This is a genomic window from Metaclostridioides mangenotii (genome assembly GCF_017873185.1).
Classification (GTDB): domain Bacteria; phylum Bacillota; class Clostridia; order Peptostreptococcales; family Peptostreptococcaceae; genus Metaclostridioides; species Metaclostridioides mangenotii.
Genome location: NZ_JAGGJX010000001.1, coordinates 985,895 through 1,005,723, shown reverse-complemented (window position 1 = coordinate 1,005,723; position 19,829 = coordinate 985,895). Strand labels below are relative to the sequence as shown.

The following is a 19,829-nucleotide window of genomic DNA, read 5'->3' as shown; positions in this document are numbered from 1 at the left end:
ATTTATATGTTAATATATTTTTAAATGTGTTCTTAATAATGATTTATTACATATAATATATGTAGAATTTTTAAGGAGTTGATTTTATGAGTAGGATTATTTGGATAATAATTGATAGTGTGGGTATTGGTGAGCTTCCTGATGCAGATAAGTTTGGGGATGTAGGTTCTAATACTATTGGAAATATTGTTAAATCTCAAGGAGATATCATTATGCCCAATATGATTGATATGGGTATTGGTAATATTGATGAAGTTGACTTTTTAGAGAAAAAAGATATGCCATCTGCTGTTTTTGGAAAGTGTGCAGAGGTTTCTCAAGGAAAGGACACTACAACTGGACATTGGGAAATGGCTGGAATTATTGTAGACAAACCATTTAAAACTTTTCCTAATGGATTTCCTAAAGATATAATTGAGGAATTTGAAAAACAGACGGGTAGAAAAGTTGTAGGAAACAAACCTGAGTCAGGTACTGTTATTTTAGATGAATACGGTGAACACCAGATGAAGTCTGGCGATGTAATCGTATATACATCTGCAGATAGTGTTTTTCAAATCGCTGCACATGAAGAAATAATTCCTCTTGAAGAACTTTACAGTATGTGTAAGATTGCAAGAAAGATAATGAGTGGCGATAACGCCGTTGCTAGGATAATAGCCAGACCATATATAGGAGATAAAAAGGGAAACTTTGAAAGAACTTCAAATAGAAGAGACTATTCTGTAGATCCTTTTGACACTACTGTATTAGACAATATTAAAGATGCAGGCCATGATGTAATAGCTGTAGGAAAGATTGAAGATATTTTTAATGGGCAAGGAATCACTGAGGCTGTTCATACTAAGGATAATATGGATGGAGTCGATAAAACAATAGAATACATCGAGTTGAACAATAGTGGTCTTATATACACTAATCTGGTAGATTTTGACTCAAAATACGGACACAGAAGAGATGTAAAAGGGTATAAATATGCCATAGAGGAATTTGATGCTAGGTTGCCTGAAGTATTTGATGCTATGAATGAAGATGATATATTGATAATAAATGCCGATCATGGGAACGATCCTACTTACAAAGGAACTGATCATACTAGAGAGTATATTCCGCTATTAATATATGGCGGCAAGATAAAAAAAGGAGTAAACTTAGGAATAAGAAATAGTTTCTGCGATATTGGAGCTACTATTGCAGATATTTTAGGAGTAGAAAAGACTAAGCATGGAGTTAGTTTTAAAGAAGAATTATTCTAAACATTTTGGAGGCTGTTAACTATGTACGATAAAATTGTAGAGAGTTCAAAATATATAAAGGATCAGTTAAATGCTAAGCCTAAAATAGGATTAATCCTTGGATCTGGTCTAGGTTCTATTGTAGATAGCATCGAAGACGCTGTGTATTTAAATTATAAAGATATACCTAATTTCCCTGTTTCAACAGTTGTAGGACATGAAGGAAGGCTAGTCGCGGGTAAATTAGAAGGTAAATATGTAGTGGCGATGCAGGGTAGATTTCACTATTATGAAGGTTACTCTCAAAGAGAGGTTACTTTTCCAGTTAGAGTTATGAAGGAACTTGGAGTAGAAACTCTTATAGTTACAAATGCTGCAGGAGGAGTAAATAGGGATTTTGTACCTGGGGATCTGATGATTATCAAAGACCACATTAATTTTAGCGCAAATAATCCTTTAGTAGGTTCAAATGACGATAGATTGGGAGATAGATTTCCGGATATGTCAAATGGATATACAGGTAAATATATAAATTTAGCTAAGGAGTCTGCAAAAAAACTAGATATAAATATAAAAGAAGGAGTCTATATGTTCTTTAGTGGGCCAAACTACGAAACTCCTGCTGAAGTTAGGATGGCTGGAATTTTGGGTGCTGATGCAGTTGGAATGTCAACTGTACCGGAAGTCATTGTAGCTTCACATTCGAAATTAGATGTAATAGGAATTTCTTGTATAACAAATATGGCAGCGGGTATACTCGATAAACCTTTGTGCCATAAAGAAGTAATAGAGACAACTCAGAAGGTAAAGTTGGATTTTATGAAATTAGTTAAGAGTATAGTACAAAAATTATAGCTTAGGTAAAGGAGATTTCGCATTGAGAATTTACGATATAATTAAGAAAAAAAGAGACAACCGTGAGCTTACAAAAGAAGAGATATATTATTTTGTAGAAAAGTATTCTAAAGATGAAATACCGGACTATCAAGCGTCTGCACTTCTTATGGCAATTTATATCAATAAGATGACTGAAAAAGAAACAATCTATCTAACAGAAGCTATGATGAAGTCAGGAGATATGATAGATCTATCTAATATAAATGGAATAAAAGTCGATAAGCACAGTACAGGTGGAGTGGGAGACAAGACTACTATTGCCTTAGCACCATTAGTAGCTGCGTGTGGAGTTCCAGTGGCTAAAATGTCTGGAAGAGGACTTGGGCACACTGGTGGAACCTTAGACAAGTTAGAATCTATTGAGGGATTTTCTATAAATATGAGCGGAGATGAATTTATCGATTCTGTAAACAAGCATAAAATAGCAGTTTGCGGGCAGAGTGCAGAGGTAGCAGTAGCAGACAAAAAACTTTATTCACTTAGAGATGTCACAGCTACCGTAGATAATATATCGCTAATTGCATCAAGTGTGATGTGTAAAAAATTAGCTTCAGGAGCAGATGCTATAGTGTTAGATGTAAAGACCGGCGAAGGTGCCTTTATGAAGACAATAGATGATTCTTTTGAACTTGCAAAATCTATGGTGGAAATCGGAAATGGAATGGGAAGAGACACAATAGGTGTTGTAACAGATATGAGTGAACCCTTAGGCTTTGCAGTTGGTAATTCATTAGAAGTAATAGAAGCTATAGAGACGTTAAAGGGAAATGGACCCGAAGATTTTGCTAAGCTTTGTGAAACTCTAGGAGCATATATGTTACTGTTAGCAAAAGTTGTCTACAGTTTTGATAAAGGGGTTGTAAAGATAAGAGAAGTTATTAAATCTGGAGCAGCAATAGATAAGTTAAAAGAGTTTATTGAAAATCAAGGTGGAAATAAAGATGTAGTAGACGATTACTCTCTATTTAAAAAATCAGATTATATTTACGAGCTAAGATCAGATCAAAACGGTTACATAGAAAAGATAGAAGCAGAGGAAGTCGGTGTAAGTGCGATGATCTTAGGGGCGGGTAGAGAGACAAAGAATGATGCGCTAGATCTTACTGTTGGAATTATTTTAAATAAAAAAGTTGGAGATAGAGTAAGTGATGGAGAGGTACTTGCATATATCCACTACAACAACGATCAAAAACTAGAAGTAGCTAAAAAAAGATTAAAAAACTCTTATTCAATATCTAGCAACAAAGTAGATAAGAATAAACTTATCTATGGCATTGTGTCGAAGGATGGAGTTATAAAGGTCGATTAAAATTATAAAACTGCCAAACGGCAATAAAATCCGTTTGGCAGTTTTATTTTGCAATAAATAATTCTAATACTATATATTATTTATATTGTAACTTTAAGTGTCATATGGTTCATTTTATACATTTCATATTTGATTCCAGATAAATATGTTCTGCTACATAAAAAATGTTGTAAATCGAAGAAAATTTGCTCCTCTTCAAATGATTTTTTAGAATATTTGCGTATAGAGAACTAAATAAAGTGGATTATAAGGTCTATTTTAGAAATATTATAACAAAAATTGGTATTGTTCAATTATTACTAGGGCAATCTATAGTAATAATCAGTTATTTAGCTAACTTGAAAATTATCTTAGTAAGATTTATAATATAGAAAGTGTAAATACGCATAAGGAGTAGAAAATACTATGATACGTAAAAACAAAAAGTTGAAAATAGTTTTACTGTCAGTGCTAGTGATTGCAGTAGTTGCTTCGGTAGCTGTAGTAAATCAAATAGGTCCGTACAATAAAAAAAATAAAACAGATGTCTTAGTAGAAATACCGAGTGGATCGTCGATTTCTAGTATAGCTAAAGTTTTATCCGAAAAAAAATTGATTAAAAATGAATTTTTGTTTAAAATTGTAGCTAGAACAAATAATGAATATTCAAATGTTAAAGCGGGAACTTACATGATTAATCAAGGTTATTCTAATAAAGATATTTTAGATACGCTTGTTTTGGGTAAAGTTCATAATGTGGGCACAAAAATTGTAGTTCCTGAAGGGGCAACTTCTAAAGAAATCATTGCTACATTAGTGGACAAGAACTTGGGAGAAAAAGAGGTTTTTGAGTCTCTAGTTAAAGATTCGAAGCAGTTCTCTAATGAATTTAAATTCTTAAAAGAAGATGGAATAACAACTCTTGAAGGTTTCTTATATCCTGCTACTTATTATTTTGAAGAAGGTAAAATTTCTGAAAAAGATATAATAATGAGTATGTTGTCTAGATTTGATAATATGTACACTCAAAAGATTAAACTTGAAAAGGAAAAATCTAAATTAAGTTTAAAAGATATTATGAGTATGGCATCTATAATTGAAAAAGAAGCTGTTTTAGACAAGGATAGACCTATTATTTCCAGTGTATTTTATAATAGAATAAAAATAGGTATGCCTTTGCAGTCTGATGCTACGATTCAATATATATTCAACGAAAGAAAGAAGATAGTTACTTATGCAGATCTTAAGATAGATTCACCGTACAATAGCTATAAAAATAAAGGATTGCCTCCTACACCGATTGCAAATCCTGGAATTGGATCTATTGAAGCGGCTATAAAACCTGCAAAAACTGATTATCTGTATTTTGTTGCTAAAGTTGACGGTGGAAACAACTATAGTAAAACTTATGAAGAACACTTAAAGTACGTTAAAGAGTATAAAGATGATAGAGATAAGTTAAATAAAGATAAAAAAGTGAATACATCAGATCAAAATTCTAATAAAGACCAGAATGGTGAAGAAAAACAAGATAAAAAACAACAATAAAATATTAGTATTTTATGTTTATCTAGGAGATTTATTTATGAGTAATATTGTTAATGAAAAAGTAGAAGATTATATAAGAAATACACTTAAAGATAAGACAGGACTTTTAAAAGAGTTAGAGGATTATGCACATGAAAACAATGTACCGATAATACACAAAGAAGTGTCTGATATGCTAAACGTGCTTTTAAAAGTACAGAAGCCAAAGAGGATACTTGAAGTAGGCTGTGCAATAGGATATTCATCTATATTTTTTGCAGATACACTAGATGGAGATGTAGAGATAATTACGGCTGAAAGAAATGAACAGATGATAGAAAAAGCAAAAGAAAACTTTAAAAGAGCAGAACTCGAGAATAAAATAACTATACTAGAAGGAGATGCTGAAGAGAATCTCGCTAAAGTTGAAGGTGAATTCGACATGATTTTTATCGATGCAGCAAAGGGACAGTATAAGTTGTTTTACGATATGGTTATAGATAAGCTAAAAGTCGGAGGACTTTTGATTTCCGACAATATTCTGTACAAGGGAATGATAGCTCACGACGATTTTGTAGTAAGAAGAAAGAGGACTATAGTTAAGAGAATGAGAAACTATTTAGACTTTATATGTAATTGCGATTACCTTACTACATCTCTAATACCTATTGGTGACGGAGTTGCTTTGAGTTATAAAGAGAAAGAAGAGGGGAAGTAATGAATTTGAATAAAGTAGAACTTTTAGCTCCAGCAGGAGATTTAGAAAGATTAAAAATAGCAATAACTTACGGTGCTGATGCAGTTTACATAGGTGGAGAGATCTTTGGAATGAGAACTGCAGCGAAAAATTTCAGTAAAGAAGATATGAGAGAAGGGGTTATTTTTGCCCATGAAAGAGGAAAAAGAGTATTTGTAACAGTTAATATAATTCCTCACAATGAAGACTTTAAGGAACTTCCAGAGTATCTGAAAGAACTTGAGGAAATCGGAATAGATGCGGTTATATTAGCAGATCCGGGTGTACTGAGCGTAGTTAAAGAAGTTATTCCGAATATGGAGGTACATATTAGTACACAAGCCAATAATACAAACTACATGAGTGCAAATTTCTGGTACAAGCAAGGAATTAAAAGAGTTGTTATGGCAAGAGAAATGTCATTTGACGAAATAAGTGAAATAAGAGAAAAAACTCCAAAGGATATGGACATAGAAGCATTTGTTCACGGTGCAATGTGTATATCTTATTCTGGAAGATGTTTAATAAGCAACTACATGACAGGAAGAGATGCGAATAGGGGATCTTGCGCGCAATCATGTAGATGGCAATACCACTTAGTTGAGGAGAAAAGACCTGGAGAATACTTCCCTATCTATGAAGATGAGAGAGGTACATTCTTCTTTAACTCAAAAGATTTATGTATGATCGAGCATATACCTCAAATTATACAATCTGGAATCTACAGTTTAAAAATAGAGGGAAGAATGAAGACTGCTTACTATGTAGCATCAGTTGTTAGAGCATACAGAATGGCAATTGATGAGTACTACAAAAATCCTGAGACTTGGGAGTTTAATCCGATGTGGTTAAAAGAACTAGAAAAAGGAAGCCACAGACATTTTACAACTGGTTTTTATGTAGACAAGCCAGAAGCTTCTGAGCAAAATTACGACTCTGCATCTTATGTTAGAAACTACGACTTTATCGGTATAGTTAGAGACGTTGAAGATAGCGGATTAGTAATTACTGAGCAGAGAAACAAAATGTGCGTAGGAGATGAAATAGAGGTTATGGGCCCTTATAAAGAGACTACATATACAACTATTGAAGAAATGTACAATGAAGATGGTGAGCCAATTGAGTCAGCTCCACATCCAAGACAGATTGTTAAACTAAAAATTGGTGTTGAAGTAGACAAGGATTATATGTTAAGAAAGATAATTGAAGAAAAAGTAGAAGGCTAAGCCTTTTAAATCACAGGATGTAGTAATTATGTAGGAATAAAATTAAATTTAATCCCTATGTAATAACTACATCCATTTTATATTTTAAAGCAGAAATTATATCAATAAATATAAAACTCGTTAAATATGTCCAAAAATATTAGCATAAAACGTTATATAGTTACTATTAAAACATTTATTTATACAATATTTATTAAATAATTATAAGTATGAGGAGGAAATAGAATGAATTATATACAACCAATTTACGATGTGAATTATTACTTTAATATTTACTTTTATTTATCTGCATTTCTTATAATTACAAACTCGATCTTTTTTTTAAAGAAGCAACAAGATATAATTGCATATATAATAAATTCGTTTTTTTGCATAGCCTTTACAGTATCTACTACATATCTGTCAGCAGTATTTATAGATGAACATAATGGCGATGGAAATCCAATATGGCTTTATTTCTTGATAGGGGAAGTGGTAGTTACGATTGTAGTTATTTGTATTTATTCAAGAAAGAATAGAAAGAAAGAGCACAGAAATAGCAGAGAGAAATTATAACAAATAAGAATAACAAGTAAAATGGCTTATCTGAAATTTACAATTTTAATGATTGAATTACTAAGAGACTATTATAAAATAAGTGTAGTATAAAAATTAAAATATATGGCTTTAATAAGGGTTATGTGATTTAATCTTTATGAATAAGAAGGAAAGCAGGTAGTTTTGTGATGGATATAAACAATATTAGAGATATGATAAAATCAAAGGAAGTATTCGATTACAATATAATGCTTATAGGTTTTATGGGAGCTGGTAAAACCACAGTATCTAAACATCTATCTAAAATCCTAGGTATGAACTGTATAGAGATAGATGAATATATAAAGAATGAACAAGGAATGTCTATATCTGGCATATTTGATAAGTATGGTGAAGATCACTTTAGGGATCTAGAAAGTAAAGCAATTGAAGATTTGAAAAAAAAATCTGGAAATATAGTTTCATGTGGAGGAGGAGTAGCACTTAGAAGCTGTAATATCGATGCTATGAGGTCACAAGGAAAAATCATACTACTAACAGCAAATTCACAGACTACATTAGATAGAGTGAAAGAGAGCGATGAAAGACCGATACTAAATGAAAATATGAATGTGGATTTTATAGAGAGCCTTATGGTAGCGCGTAAAGAGAAGTACTTAGCATCAGCAGATATTATTGTAGATACAAATAAAAAATCTGTTGAAGAAGTATGTGAAGAAATCGTAGAAAAACTAATTGATCTTGAAAAATAATTTGTATAAAAGAGTATTAGCCCCTTGCAATTGGTCAATATTATAATTGTTAAGGGGTGATTCCATGTCTAGATTAAAAAATTCATCTTCTGGTGTTATGGGCAGAAGAATATATATATTATTTATTGTATTAGTTATGGTTTTTGGGATATTGATATACAGGATTGTAGATATTCAAGTTTTAAAGAGCGAGAAATACAGTAAAAATGCAGAAAATCAAAGTGTGGAGAAAGTAGAACTAAACAGCGGAAGAGGTATTATATACGATCGAAATGGTAAGAAGTTAACAGATACTGTTAAAAAGACTGTACTAGTTGTAGAAAAAGAAAAATTAAACAACAATTACAAACTAATAGATTTAATCAAGAAAGCTACAGGAATTACAGAATTAGATATTTATAAAGCTATTCAGCAGCAGATGGATAAGACTCTTGTAGAATTAGAAGTGAAAAAAATAGACAGCAAGTATACAGCTCAATTAATAAAAAATGGAATTTTGATTGAAGAGAAAACTTCAAGGTATTCTAAAGATAATTTACTATCCCATACAATTGGATATATAAATAAGGTAGACAATGTTGGAAAAATGGGAATCGAAAAAAGTCTTGATAAAGTTCTTAAAGACTCAAATGAGAAGTATGTAAGTGTATTTAAAGCTGGACGTATTGGAAATAAAGATGATTTAAATATCCTAAAAGGTGGTATAAAAAAAGTAGTAGAAAATGCAAACGACAAACATGTAAAACTTACAATAGATTCAGTCATTCAAAAAAAGGTGGAAAAAATCGCAGATAAAGAAGAGCATCCAACGGCGATAATTGTATCAGACGTAAATACTGGAGAGATACTAGCTATGAGCTCTAGACCTAATTTCGATCCGAATAACCTTACTAAGAGTTTGCAGGGAAAAGATAGAGAATTTGAAAACAGAGTAATAAAATCGACATATGCCCCAGGTTCCGTTTTTAAAATGGTAGTGCTATTCTCTGCATTAGAGAATGGAATAGTTGATGACAATTATACCTATACGTGCACTGGACAAACTAAGGTTGGAAACACCAATGAAATTCTAAAATGCCATAAGCACAACGGCCACGGATTTCAAAATTTAAATAATGTATTTTCAAATTCATGCAATCCTGCTTTTTTAGATATAGGTATTAAACTTGGGAGTGAAAAAATTCTGAAGACTGCGGAGAAACTTCATTTATTTGAAAAGGTAGACATTGGATTAGATGAGGAAAATATGAGGAAAAAACCAGAGAAAATATTCCTTAGAAATTTAGCAATAGGTCAAGAAAACATGGAATTTACTCCAATACAAATAAATCAAATGACACAAATTATAGCTAATAACGGTACTTATAAACCATTAAAGCTTTTTGATAGTATTGTAGATAATGAGGGTAAAAGTATAAAAACTTTTAAATCCAATAAAACAGTGGAGATTATATCACCTTATGTTAGCACTAGAGTGAAAGATATGATGAAATTAGTTTCTACTGTTGGAACAGCAAAAGTTTTAGAAGATTTAGAAGGCGGTTCAGGAGTCAAGACTGGTACCGCTCAATCAAATATTAATAAAATACCAATAGAGCATGGGTGGACAACTGGATATTATCCGGCGGATAGACCGAAGTATGTCATAACAGCAATTGTCGAAGGAAATACAAAGGGAAATAAATCAGCAGTGCCTTTATTCAAAAAGATATGTCAAAGTTTAAATTAATTACACTATAAATAAACTAATTTAACTCTAGTAAAAAGAGGACACCTTATAACAATAAGGTGTCTTTAATAATTTGTAATTTATTATTAATAGAATTGAATTAGATATAAAAAGAGATTTTATAGAAGAACATTATATATATAACAAAGATGATAGTATAATTAGAAAAAATGTAAGATATAAGGCATCAAAATATAAAAATGTTAATATTATATTAATGATGTATACTAATATTATTTAGGAGGGCATATTGTGGATGATTTAAAAATGTATATCAATGGTGAATGGATAATAAATACCAATAATAAAAAGAGAAAAATAATAACACCTATAGATGGAAAAACAATAGCTATAGTCACAGAAGGGGATAATAATTGTGTAGATAAAGCAGTGAAAGCTGCCAAATATACCATATCAAAAGATCATCAATGGAAAAATATATCATTAGGAGAAAAAAGTTATATATTAAATAAAATAGCAGAGCTAATAGAATCTAAAGCAGAATTAATAGCTGAAACAGAAACTAGAAATACAGGAAGGCTATATAAAGAAACTATAAATGATGATGTAATGGGTGCAGCAGCTGAATTTAGAAATTATGCAGGCATATTGTCTGAAATAAGTGGAAAAACACACAGCCAATACTCCGGATTATTTTCATTGAGCATAAGAGAACCTATAGGAGTATGTGGAATAATAGTACCTTGGAATTATCCTCTACTTACAGCCTCATCTAATATAGCAGCTGCTTTAGCAGCAGGAAATCCGATAGTTGTAAAACCATCCTCATATACACCGCTGACAACAATACTATTATTTGAAATATTTGAAGAAGCAGGACTGCCTAAAGGGGTAGCAAACTTAGTTCTTGGATCAGGTAATGAAGTAGGTATGAGTTTAGCAACACACGAAGATATAGATATGTTAGTTTTTACAGGGAGCACTAAAACAGGAAGTAAAATTATACAAAGCTCTAAAAATACTAAAAAAATGTTAATGGAATTAGGTGGTAAATCTCCCATATTAGTATTTGATGATGTAGATATTGATACAGTTGTTGATAATATAATGCTTTCCATATTCCTAAGTCAAGGTCAAGTATGTATATCAGGTTCTAGGGTATATGCACAGGATACTATATATGAACATTTAATAAATAAACTAGTTGAGAGAACTAAAAAAATAAAACTAGGAAATCCTATGGATGAAAAATGTCAGATGGGACCTATATGTACAAAATCTCATATGGAAAGTATTTTAGATTATATAGATAGTGGAATAAATGAAGGGGCAAAATTAGTTTGTGGAGGGAAAAGAGCACAAGGAAATGGATTAGAAAATGGATGGTATATAGAGCCAACAATATTTACAGATTGTAAGCAAGATATGAAAATAGTTCAAGAAGAGATATTTGGACCAGTGTTAACAGTTCAGAAATTTACAACTGAACAAGAAGTTATAGATATGGCAAATGATACTAAATATGGATTAACCGCTCAGGTATACACTAATGATTTAGGTAAAGCTATGAGAGTAGCAAATCAAATAGAAGCAGGTATGATATGGATAAATACTTATTTAGAAGGGAATGCAGGATGTTCAGTTAGTCCATATAAACAAAGTGGACTTGGTACTGTGGGAGGAGTTACAGGCTTATTAGAGTTTACTAAAAGTAAGTTAATACACATAAGAACTGAAGTGAAAAGAACGGGATGGTTTGATAATTAAAAGGTGATTGCCTTGGAATTTGGCTTTTTTATCTGATGATGTTTGGATAGTCAATGATTTTAAAGAGACATATAGATTTGTTGGAAAAGATAAATTAATGTAGACAGTAAAGGGTAGCTTAATTGCTACCCTTTTTTTGTGTCCTCCCACCCCCTAGGGAGATTCTCTCTAAGCTAATATTGTTTTGTTTTTTAATATCTTAAATATTTCTTAATTAATTTGCACAATAGAATTAATGGATATTACTATATAGTTATTATGGATAACACTATTATCTCTATTAGTATTTACATAATAGAGATAATATAAATAAAATATATGAGATTGTAATAAATAAAATAAAACATGAGATACTAAGAGATGAAAAAGATTTAAATGAGGTAACTGAACTTAAAAAATTAATATAAAGTATAAAGAAAAAGTATTCAGAAGTAGTAAGAAGCTATGAGAGTTATGAATATTAAAAATATTTACATAATCTCTATTATAGATTTTATACATGTTTCTTCTGATGACATAGGAAGGAGAATATTTATTACATGTCAAATACAAAACAGGTACCACAAGATAGAAGCTTAGATAATACTCTTGCTTTGATGCGCGAAGGGTATCAATTTATTAAAAACAGGGTTAATCAGTATCATTCTGATATATTTGAGACTCGCTTATTTGGTCAAAAAGTAATTTGCATGAGCGGGGAAGAGGCTGCGAAGATTTTTTATGATTCAGAGCTATTCATTCGAAAGAATGCGACCCCAAAACGAATACAGAAAACATTATTTGGTGTAGGTGGAGTTCAATCTTTGGATGGTGAAGCACATGCTCATAGGAAGAGACTATTCTTATCACTAATGACTTCAACACAACAAATTAGACTTGCTAACCTTGTCATGGAGAAGTGGTTAGATTCCGTTAAAAATTGGGAAGGGGTAAAGAAGATTGTACTTTTCGATGTATCAAATGAGATTTTATGTAGTGCAGCATGTCAATGGGCAGGGGTTCCGCTTCTGGAAACTGAAGTAAAAGAGCGAGCAGAGGACTTTAGTTCAATGGTTAGCGCCTTCGGTGCGATTGGACCGCAGCACTGGATAGGAAAAAGAGCTAGAGCCAGAGCTGAAAAATGGATAAGAGGTGTCATAGAAGATGTCCGTGCAGGTAAGATTAAAACTGAAAAAGGATCTGCGCTTAATGCTATTGCTTTTCACAGAGAATTAGATGGCAATCAACTGGATGCCCAAATCGCTGCGGTAGAACTTATTAATGTATTACGTCCTATTGTTGCTATTTCAACCTTCATTACCTTTTCAGCTTTAGCGTTGTATGAGAATCCAAAGTGTAAAGAGAAGCTAAAAACAGGTGAAAGTAATGAGTTTAAAATATTCGTACAGGAAGTTCGACGCTACTACCCATTTGGGCCATTTCTAGGTGCAAGAACGCGAAAAGATTTTATCTGGAATCAATGTGAATTCAAAGAGGATATGCTAGTACTTCTTGATATCTATGGTACTAATCATGATTCCAGATTATGGGATAAACCTGATAAATTTAGGCCTGAGCGTTTTAAGGAACGAAATGAAAACTTATTTGATTTTATACCTCAAGGTGGTAGCGATCCTGCTAAAGGGCATCGCTGTCCAGGGGAAGGTATTACTATTGAAATCATGAAAACTAGCATAGATTTTCTTGTTAATAATATTGAGTTTGAAGTACAAGACCAAGATTTAGGTTATAGTCTTGAAAAAATGCCCACACTACCTAAAAGCGGATTTGTAATGAGCAATATTAAACGAAAAACTCCGATTGGTAGGGAATAAGTCAAATGAACGATAGCTTACATTGGCATTTAGGGTGAGTTAATAGAAACGACTAAATGGTTTCTAATCCTGAAAGTCCTGTAATAAAAGACCAAAGTATGTTATAACAGCGATTGTCGAAGGAAATACAAAGGGAAATAAATCAGCAGTGCCTTTATTCAAACAAATATGTAAAAATTTGGAGTAATGTAAAAAATATGTTAAATATTTAGATTATTTTAAGGAAATAATTGACAAAATAATACAAAAAATCAAAATACTCTTGCAATTATATAAAAAAATTGTAAAATTAAAATTAATATAAATATATCTATATTTTATTTAAGATTATTTAATAAGAGGAGGGTTACAATGAAAATATTAGTAACAGGATTTGATCCATTTGGTGGAGAAAAAACAAACCCAGCTGAAGAAGCTGTAAAGCGTATTAGTAACAATATAAATGGAGCAGAAATTGTTAAGGTAATAATACCAACTGTTAGAGATAAGTCACTTCAAGTTATAGAAAAAGCGATTGAAGCTAACAAGCCTGATATAGTTATATCTATAGGTCAAGCAGGAGGTAGATTTGAAATAACTCCAGAAAAAGTTGCTATAAATATTGATGATTTTAGAATAGAGGACAATGAGGGAAATCAACCAATAGATGCTGCAATTAGAGAAGATGGCGACATTGCGTACATGACGAGTTTACCAGTAAAGGCTATGGTAGAGCATATGAAACAAAACGGTATACCATCATCATTATCGTATACAGCAGGTACATTTGTGTGTAATCATGTAATGTATGGAGTTCTTTATATGATCGACAAAAAATATCCAAATATAAAAGGCGGATTTATACATATTCCGTTTTCGACTAGTCAAGTAATTGATAAGAAAAACACTCCATATATGTCTTTAGACGAGATTGTAAAGGGATTAGAATTAGCTATAGAAGCTTGTACTCTACACTCTGAAGATATAAAGGTTAAAGGTGGTGAAATTTGCTAATGGAAAATCTTGAGGAATTATTAAACGAAAAGAATTTTTTTTACTACGATAAAAAGACATGTGAAATTGATGGGTTAAATGGCAGTATAATTATTCCTAAAAATGCGACTTTAGAAGATAAATTAAAGGCAATAGATTTATGTGCATTAGTTGGATTTAAAAGTACAGCACTCGATTTACCAATAGTTAAAATATCTGAAGAAAATGAAAGTTTAAGCGAGAGCGATTTAAAAATATCTGAAGTGGATATTTCTGATTTAAGTAAAAACTTTATATCTGGTTCTAAAGTTGTTGAAATTGTAAAAAAGGAAAAGTTAGCTTCATCTGAAAAAGTATACAATATGAAGTTAGAAGATTTAGAAGATATATCCTCTTTAGAAAAGGGGCTTTTAATTGATACAGATAATGATTTTTTAGCCGATGAAATTAATGCAAAAATAGTTTTAGCAAAAGACTGCTCAAATCAGGAATTTGTAGCGGCTTGTAATATTGCGACAATTTTTGGATTAAATAGTTTAGGTTGTAATATTCCACTTGCATGTGCTGAAGATGAGTTGGACAAAGACTGCGACAAAATAAAGGTATTCGTAGGCAAAAAATTTAAAAATAGAAACAATAATGATTGTGAAAATAATATCTCAGTTAATTGTGAAAATAATTCTTTGATCATATCTGGATATAACGATGAAATAATTGAGACTTCAGAGTTTTTCTGCAAAAACTACGAGTATTTAATCAAAGAAAATGAAGTATCTATAAAAGAATTTAAACGTGATATAGTCGACTTCTTAAAACCTCAAACAAATACTGAAATAGAAAATATTTTTGTGAAAGAGTACAACTTTGATTGGGAAGTTGATGAAGTTAAAGAGATTTTCAAAGATAAATTATCAGGTAAATTATCTGCTAATGATGATGTAGAAGTTAAGATCTTAGTTAGTGAAGAGAAAGAAATTAGAGATGATCTAAAAGAATTTGTTTTTGATTTCTTAGATAGAGAAAATATAAAATTATCTAAATGCAATGTGTTTTGTTCATATAAACAAGGGTTAAGTTGGATAACGGAAGAACTAGTTCCACAAATGAAAGAAAAATTAAGTTTAGACAACATTGGAAAGATAGACCTTTATTTTAAGCCGTTTTTACCGGAGGGCAAGACGAGTTGGAATGATGAAGATGGATCTATTCCAAATATAGATGCTTCTAGATCGGACGATCCAGAAAAATTCTTTGATTTACCTATAAGACTTGTTCAAGAGCTATTCCCAGTAGATGATTTGATTGAACAAGAGATAGGTTTATCTAGAGATAATATCGAGTTTAAAATGCAAGAAAATGGAAATACCGATTATGAATTTATCGTTTACGATAAGTGTGGGCAAATTATATATAAAGATGTATTCGATGTCGAGTATTCAGAAAGACCTTATCTAGATGAGTTCCCGGGAATAGGAAAAGTTCATCCAAATACAGGACTTGTTGAGGTAAAGGTAAATGGAGAAATTGTATTAAAACAAACTGTAAAAACTGATGTAGAGAGAATATGGGACGTTTACCAATCGGAAATACTAGAAGATTGTAAAAAATATATTTTAGATAAAACTGATGGAAATCCTATTATGGAGAAACAGCCTTTCTTCAATACTCTTAGATTAGAAATACTTACTAGTGAGCCAGACTACAAGCTAGATATTAGACAAGATATTATATCTGTACTAAGTGCACTTCATGAAGATATGTATTTTGCAGGGCTAGATTTCTTCAAGACATTGGGAATCAAAACTGTTGGACAGGCATTGGAAGAGCCAGGTTTAATACTTCCTATTATCAAGAAGAGAAATGGTCAAGGAACGTATATGAAAGCTACATTAGAGGTATCAAGAGATGAAGAATATGACAGAAATTGTGTAATTGTAGATATAGATAAAGTTTATGTAAAAGAAGGATTGCTAGATAATGTTTATGTAGATATAAAGACGGAAGATACAGACAATATAGAGTTAATGAATAGAGTTAAGGCAATCGAAGAAAAAATATTACCTTCACAATATGGATTTAAAACGTTACATATAAATATAAACGGTAAAGACGTCGAACTTATAAATAGCAATAGATTTGTAAAACAAGAAGGATCTATAGATATAAGGGATATAGATATACCTCAAGATAGAGTTATAGGCTACGACGAGTATATAGATATATTGGACAAACTTAAAAAAGTAGACGGAATCAAGGTTTGGAAGGCTTCGAAATCTTATCAAAATAGAGATATTTACGCTATAGAGATAACAAAAGAATACAAGTCTAGTATTGTTTCTCGAGCTAAACTTATAAATAACAAACCTGTATTCCAGATAAACAACAGACACCATGCTAATGAGATATCTAGTACAAATTCATCATTCTTACTATTAGAGCAACTTTTACATGATGAAAAGTATAGAAGTTATTTAGATAAATTAAATATAGTTATGATACCTTTTGAAAACGTAGATGGAGGATATATACACTACGAACTTCAAAAAGACAATCCAGAGTGGCAACTTCATATAGCTAGATTTAATAGTGTTGGAAAAGAATTTGCAAAAGAGTACTTCAAAGAAGACAGCAAATACACAGAGAGTAGAGCACTTACAAAACTATGGTATAAATGGCTACCAGATATACTTGTCGACAACCACGGTGTCCCAAAACACGAATGGGATCAACAGTTCTCAGGTTACACATCACCTTGGTTTAAAGGATTCTGGTTACCTAGAGCGCTATTCTACGGATACTTCTGGTATTTAGATTCAGAAAAATATCCTGACAATAAGATACTTAGTGAAGCACTACAAGATGTAGTAAGCGATCAGATAAATGGAGATAAAGAAATAAAGGGATGGAATTTAGATTGGCAAAATAGATTTGAGAAGTACGCTCATCAATGGATGCCGAAACTATTCCCAGCTAATTACTACAAAGATTTAATTTACTACTGGATACCTTACCAACCAGATCCAAACGCATGGCACGTATCTCATAGATACCCTTGGATAACTGCACTTGACTGGACAACAGAGGTTTCAGATGAGACAGCTCAAGGAAAATATTTAGATCTTTGCAGTAGAACACATAATATCTCAGATATAGCAACTATAGATATGATGGCTAATGCTAAGTATAAATTTAGAGAAGATGTTGTTAAAAAAGACAATCAAGTAGTACTTAAAAATGTAAGAATAAGACCAATACAGGTATAGGGGCTTATAATTGAGGAGGAAAATAAATGATTAAATTAATCGGAATTTTGATTATAGTTGTTGGATTTGCTTTAAAGTTTAATTCAATAGCTATTGTAATGGCAGCCGGTATAGTTACTGGCTTAGTTGGAGGAATGTCAATAACAGATATACTTACAACATTAGGGGAGACATATGTTGCAAATAGATATATGGCTATATTTATTATCACATTGCCTGTTGTTGGAGTGCTCGAGAAAAACGGACTGAAGCAAGTTGCTGGGGATCTAGTTAAGAAGATGAGCAAAGCTACACCTGGTATATTAGCTATAGGATACACAATTATAAGAGGTTTCCTAGCGGCATTCAACGTAAGTTTTGGTGGAGTTGCAGGATTTATAAGACCAGTTATATCACCGATGTCAGAGGCTTCTGTTGAAAAATACGGTAAAAAGCTTGATCCTAAAGATCTTGATGAGATCAAAGGTATGAACAGTGCTGCGGAGAACGTGAGCTGGTTCTTTGGTCAGGTTCTATTTATTGCAGGATCAGGAATACTTCTTGTTAAGAGTACGCTAGACCCAGTTGGCTATACTATAGATCCAGTTGCGGCAGTTAGAGCAGAAGTACCAGTATTTATAATAGCAGTTATAGTTTCAGCATTCTTCTTTATGATGACAGATAGAAAGATCATGAAGAAATACAAAAAATAACAGACAGGAGTGATGGATATGGAAACAAAAGATATTCTAATGGAAATTATATATATTGCATGTGCTCTTATGTCTGCATATATAGGACTTAGAGCCCTAAATGATAAAGAACAAAAAAATAGAGCAGGTACAGCTATATTCTGGCTAGCGCTTGCAGCAGTATTAGGATTAGGTAATTTTATTCCTCCAATAGCATCAGGAATACTTGTAGTAATAATGACTTTACCACCTATATTAAACAAAGTATCTATAGGTGTAAATAAAGAAATATCAGAAGATTTTAAAAGAAAAATGGCAGATAAATTAGGGAACAAGATATTTATTCCAGCTCTATCAATGGGAATACTAGCTTTAGTATTTGGTATTGCACTTCCAAACCTTGGAGCGTTAGTTGGATTAGGATTTGGTATACTAGTTTCTGCGATAATGATACTTATAATGGCAAAAGACAAAGTAAGTGCTATACCATCTGAAGGTAAAAAACTTTTAGAATCAGTTGGACCGCTTGCAATACTGCCACAGTTACTAGCTTCATTAGGAGCTATATTTGCTGTAGCTGGAGTTGGTGAAGTTATAGCAGGAATTGTAGGCAATTTTGTTCCAGAGGGAAATGTAACAATAGCAATAATCATATATGCAGTTGCAATGGCTCTATTTACAATGATCATGGGAAACGCATTTGCGGCATTCTCAGTAATAACTGTAGGTATAGGTATACCATTTATACTTAAGTTTGGTATGGATCCAAACGTAATAGGTATAATAGGTTTAACAAGTGGATACTGTGGAACATTACTGACTCCGATGGCAGCAAACTTCAACATAGTTCCCGTCGCTATATTGGAGATGAATGATAAATACGGAGTTATAAAGAAGCAATTACCAATTGCTCTTGTAATGTTAGCAGCGCAAATAGTTTTAATGATAGTAATGGGTTAATTAATGAAAGCTTTTAAGATCTTTGTTTACGGAACCCTTATGAAGGGTTATCGTAACTACGACAAATATTTAGACGGACATATTAATTCAATAAAAAGTGCATATGTACATGGGAAGATGTATCATTTACCTGAAGAAGAGTGCCCGGCCATAGTAGAAGGAAACGAAAGAGTCTATGGTCAGGTATTGGAGGGTATAGATGACGACAAAGGTACAATACTTAACTCTGTAGATGTGCTTGAGAAGTATTTTGGAAACAATTCCTCTGTTATGTACGAGAGAAGAAAGAAGGAAGTTTTTTATGAAGATGGTACTAGCGAGATGCTGGATATGTACATATTTGTAAATAATGACTATCTTGAAGCTCACGATTCCATTTACATTGAGGATGGAGATTGGGATAGCTTTAAAAAGGCTATTTAATTAAAATTAAAATTTATATTTTTAGATCACAGCTCCTTATCTGTTTAATTAAATTAAGCAGATAAGGGGCT

General features: G+C 31.9%; 16 protein-coding genes. All 16 read left to right on the top strand.

Features of this window, described 5'->3' with window-relative positions; all coding sequences use genetic code 11:
- Nucleotides 1-86 precede the first annotated feature (86 nt).
- Nucleotides 87-1,256, top strand: a complete 1,170-nt coding sequence (locus J2Z43_RS04780; RefSeq protein ID WP_209456079.1) for a phosphopentomutase — start codon at nucleotides 87-89, stop codon at nucleotides 1,254-1,256.
- A gap of 21 nt (nucleotides 1,257-1,277) precedes the next feature.
- The gene (locus J2Z43_RS04775; RefSeq protein ID WP_209456078.1) at nucleotides 1,278-2,090 is read left to right on the top strand and encodes a purine-nucleoside phosphorylase; all 813 of its coding nucleotides are present in this window, start codon (nucleotides 1,278-1,280) and stop codon (nucleotides 2,088-2,090) included.
- Nucleotides 2,091-2,112: 22 nt separating this feature from the next.
- Nucleotides 2,113-3,441, top strand: coding sequence for a pyrimidine-nucleoside phosphorylase (locus tag J2Z43_RS04770; RefSeq protein ID WP_209456077.1), 1,329 nt, complete (start codon nucleotides 2,113-2,115; stop codon nucleotides 3,439-3,441).
- 405 nt (nucleotides 3,442-3,846) lie between these two features.
- A complete protein-coding gene (mltG, locus tag J2Z43_RS04765; protein ID WP_209456076.1) occupies nucleotides 3,847-4,968 on the top strand; it encodes an endolytic transglycosylase MltG in 1,122 nt (373 codons plus the stop codon).
- Nucleotides 4,969-5,005: 37 nt separating this feature from the next.
- Nucleotides 5,006-5,665, top strand: coding sequence for an O-methyltransferase (locus J2Z43_RS04760; protein ID WP_209456075.1), 660 nt, complete (start codon nucleotides 5,006-5,008; stop codon nucleotides 5,663-5,665).
- Nucleotides 5,665-6,909, top strand: a complete 1,245-nt coding sequence (locus tag J2Z43_RS04755) for a peptidase U32 family protein (RefSeq protein ID WP_209456074.1) — start codon at nucleotides 5,665-5,667, stop codon at nucleotides 6,907-6,909. The genes J2Z43_RS04760 and J2Z43_RS04755 overlap by 1 nt, the downstream gene beginning before the upstream one ends.
- A gap of 225 nt (nucleotides 6,910-7,134) precedes the next feature.
- Entirely contained in the window at nucleotides 7,135-7,464 is a 330-nt protein-coding gene (locus tag J2Z43_RS04750; RefSeq protein WP_209456073.1) for a hypothetical protein, read from the top strand.
- 170 nt (nucleotides 7,465-7,634) lie between these two features.
- On the top strand, nucleotides 7,635-8,198 hold the full coding sequence (locus J2Z43_RS04745) for a shikimate kinase (RefSeq protein ID WP_234926063.1): 564 nt from the start codon (nucleotides 7,635-7,637) through the stop codon (nucleotides 8,196-8,198).
- Between the two features lie 64 nt (nucleotides 8,199-8,262).
- On the top strand, nucleotides 8,263-9,927 hold the full coding sequence (locus J2Z43_RS04740) for a peptidoglycan D,D-transpeptidase FtsI family protein (RefSeq protein WP_209456071.1): 1,665 nt from the start codon (nucleotides 8,263-8,265) through the stop codon (nucleotides 9,925-9,927).
- Between the two features lie 252 nt (nucleotides 9,928-10,179).
- The gene (locus J2Z43_RS04735; RefSeq protein ID WP_209456070.1) at nucleotides 10,180-11,655 is read left to right on the top strand and encodes an aldehyde dehydrogenase family protein; all 1,476 of its coding nucleotides are present in this window, start codon (nucleotides 10,180-10,182) and stop codon (nucleotides 11,653-11,655) included.
- 539 nt (nucleotides 11,656-12,194) lie between these two features.
- Nucleotides 12,195-13,469, top strand: coding sequence for a cytochrome P450 (locus J2Z43_RS04730; RefSeq protein WP_209456069.1), 1,275 nt, complete (start codon nucleotides 12,195-12,197; stop codon nucleotides 13,467-13,469).
- Between the two features lie 351 nt (nucleotides 13,470-13,820).
- Complete coding sequence (gene pcp / locus J2Z43_RS04725; protein ID WP_209456068.1) at nucleotides 13,821-14,462, top strand: pyroglutamyl-peptidase I; 642 nt, start codon at nucleotides 13,821-13,823, stop codon at nucleotides 14,460-14,462.
- On the top strand, nucleotides 14,462-17,704 hold the full coding sequence (locus J2Z43_RS04720) for a M14 family metallopeptidase (protein WP_209456067.1): 3,243 nt from the start codon (nucleotides 14,462-14,464) through the stop codon (nucleotides 17,702-17,704). The genes pcp and J2Z43_RS04720 overlap by 1 nt, the downstream gene beginning before the upstream one ends.
- A 26-nt stretch (nucleotides 17,705-17,730) precedes the next feature.
- Nucleotides 17,731-18,396 carry a DUF969 domain-containing protein gene (locus tag J2Z43_RS04715; protein WP_209456066.1) on the top strand — a complete coding sequence of 222 codons (666 nt, stop codon included), beginning with the start codon at nucleotides 17,731-17,733 and terminating at the stop codon, nucleotides 18,394-18,396.
- An 18-nt stretch (nucleotides 18,397-18,414) separates the two neighbouring features.
- On the top strand, nucleotides 18,415-19,335 hold the full coding sequence (locus J2Z43_RS04710) for a DUF979 domain-containing protein (RefSeq protein ID WP_234925968.1): 921 nt from the start codon (nucleotides 18,415-18,417) through the stop codon (nucleotides 19,333-19,335).
- 3 nt (nucleotides 19,336-19,338) lie between these two features.
- A complete protein-coding gene (locus J2Z43_RS04705) occupies nucleotides 19,339-19,758 on the top strand; it encodes a gamma-glutamylcyclotransferase family protein (protein WP_268828384.1) in 420 nt (139 codons plus the stop codon).
- Nucleotides 19,759-19,829 lie beyond the last annotated feature (71 nt).

Excerpts from the sequence above, each read along its gene's own strand:
- J2Z43_RS04780 (WP_209456079.1), top strand. The coding sequence starts at position 87 with ATGAGTAGGATTATTTGGATAATAATTGATAGTGTGGGTATTGGTGAG.
- J2Z43_RS04775 (WP_209456078.1), top strand. The coding sequence starts at position 1,278 with ATGTACGATAAAATTGTAGAGAGTTCAAAATATATAAAGGATCAGTTA.
- mltG (WP_209456076.1), top strand. The coding sequence starts at position 3,847 with ATGATACGTAAAAACAAAAAGTTGAAAATAGTTTTACTGTCAGTGCTA.
- J2Z43_RS04760 (WP_209456075.1), top strand. The coding sequence starts at position 5,006 with ATGAGTAATATTGTTAATGAAAAAGTAGAAGATTATATAAGAAATACA.
- J2Z43_RS04755 (WP_209456074.1), top strand. The coding sequence starts at position 5,665 with ATGAATTTGAATAAAGTAGAACTTTTAGCTCCAGCAGGAGATTTAGAA.
- J2Z43_RS04750 (WP_209456073.1), top strand. The coding sequence starts at position 7,135 with ATGAATTATATACAACCAATTTACGATGTGAATTATTACTTTAATATT.
- J2Z43_RS04745 (WP_234926063.1), top strand. The coding sequence starts at position 7,635 with ATGGATATAAACAATATTAGAGATATGATAAAATCAAAGGAAGTATTC.
- J2Z43_RS04740 (WP_209456071.1), top strand. The coding sequence starts at position 8,263 with ATGTCTAGATTAAAAAATTCATCTTCTGGTGTTATGGGCAGAAGAATA.
- J2Z43_RS04730 (WP_209456069.1), top strand. The coding sequence starts at position 12,195 with ATGTCAAATACAAAACAGGTACCACAAGATAGAAGCTTAGATAATACT.
- pcp (WP_209456068.1), top strand. The coding sequence starts at position 13,821 with ATGAAAATATTAGTAACAGGATTTGATCCATTTGGTGGAGAAAAAACA.
- J2Z43_RS04720 (WP_209456067.1), top strand. The coding sequence starts at position 14,462 with ATGGAAAATCTTGAGGAATTATTAAACGAAAAGAATTTTTTTTACTAC.
- J2Z43_RS04715 (WP_209456066.1), top strand. The coding sequence starts at position 17,731 with ATGATTAAATTAATCGGAATTTTGATTATAGTTGTTGGATTTGCTTTA.
- J2Z43_RS04710 (WP_234925968.1), top strand. The coding sequence starts at position 18,415 with ATGGAAACAAAAGATATTCTAATGGAAATTATATATATTGCATGTGCT.
- J2Z43_RS04705 (WP_268828384.1), top strand. The coding sequence starts at position 19,339 with ATGAAAGCTTTTAAGATCTTTGTTTACGGAACCCTTATGAAGGGTTAT.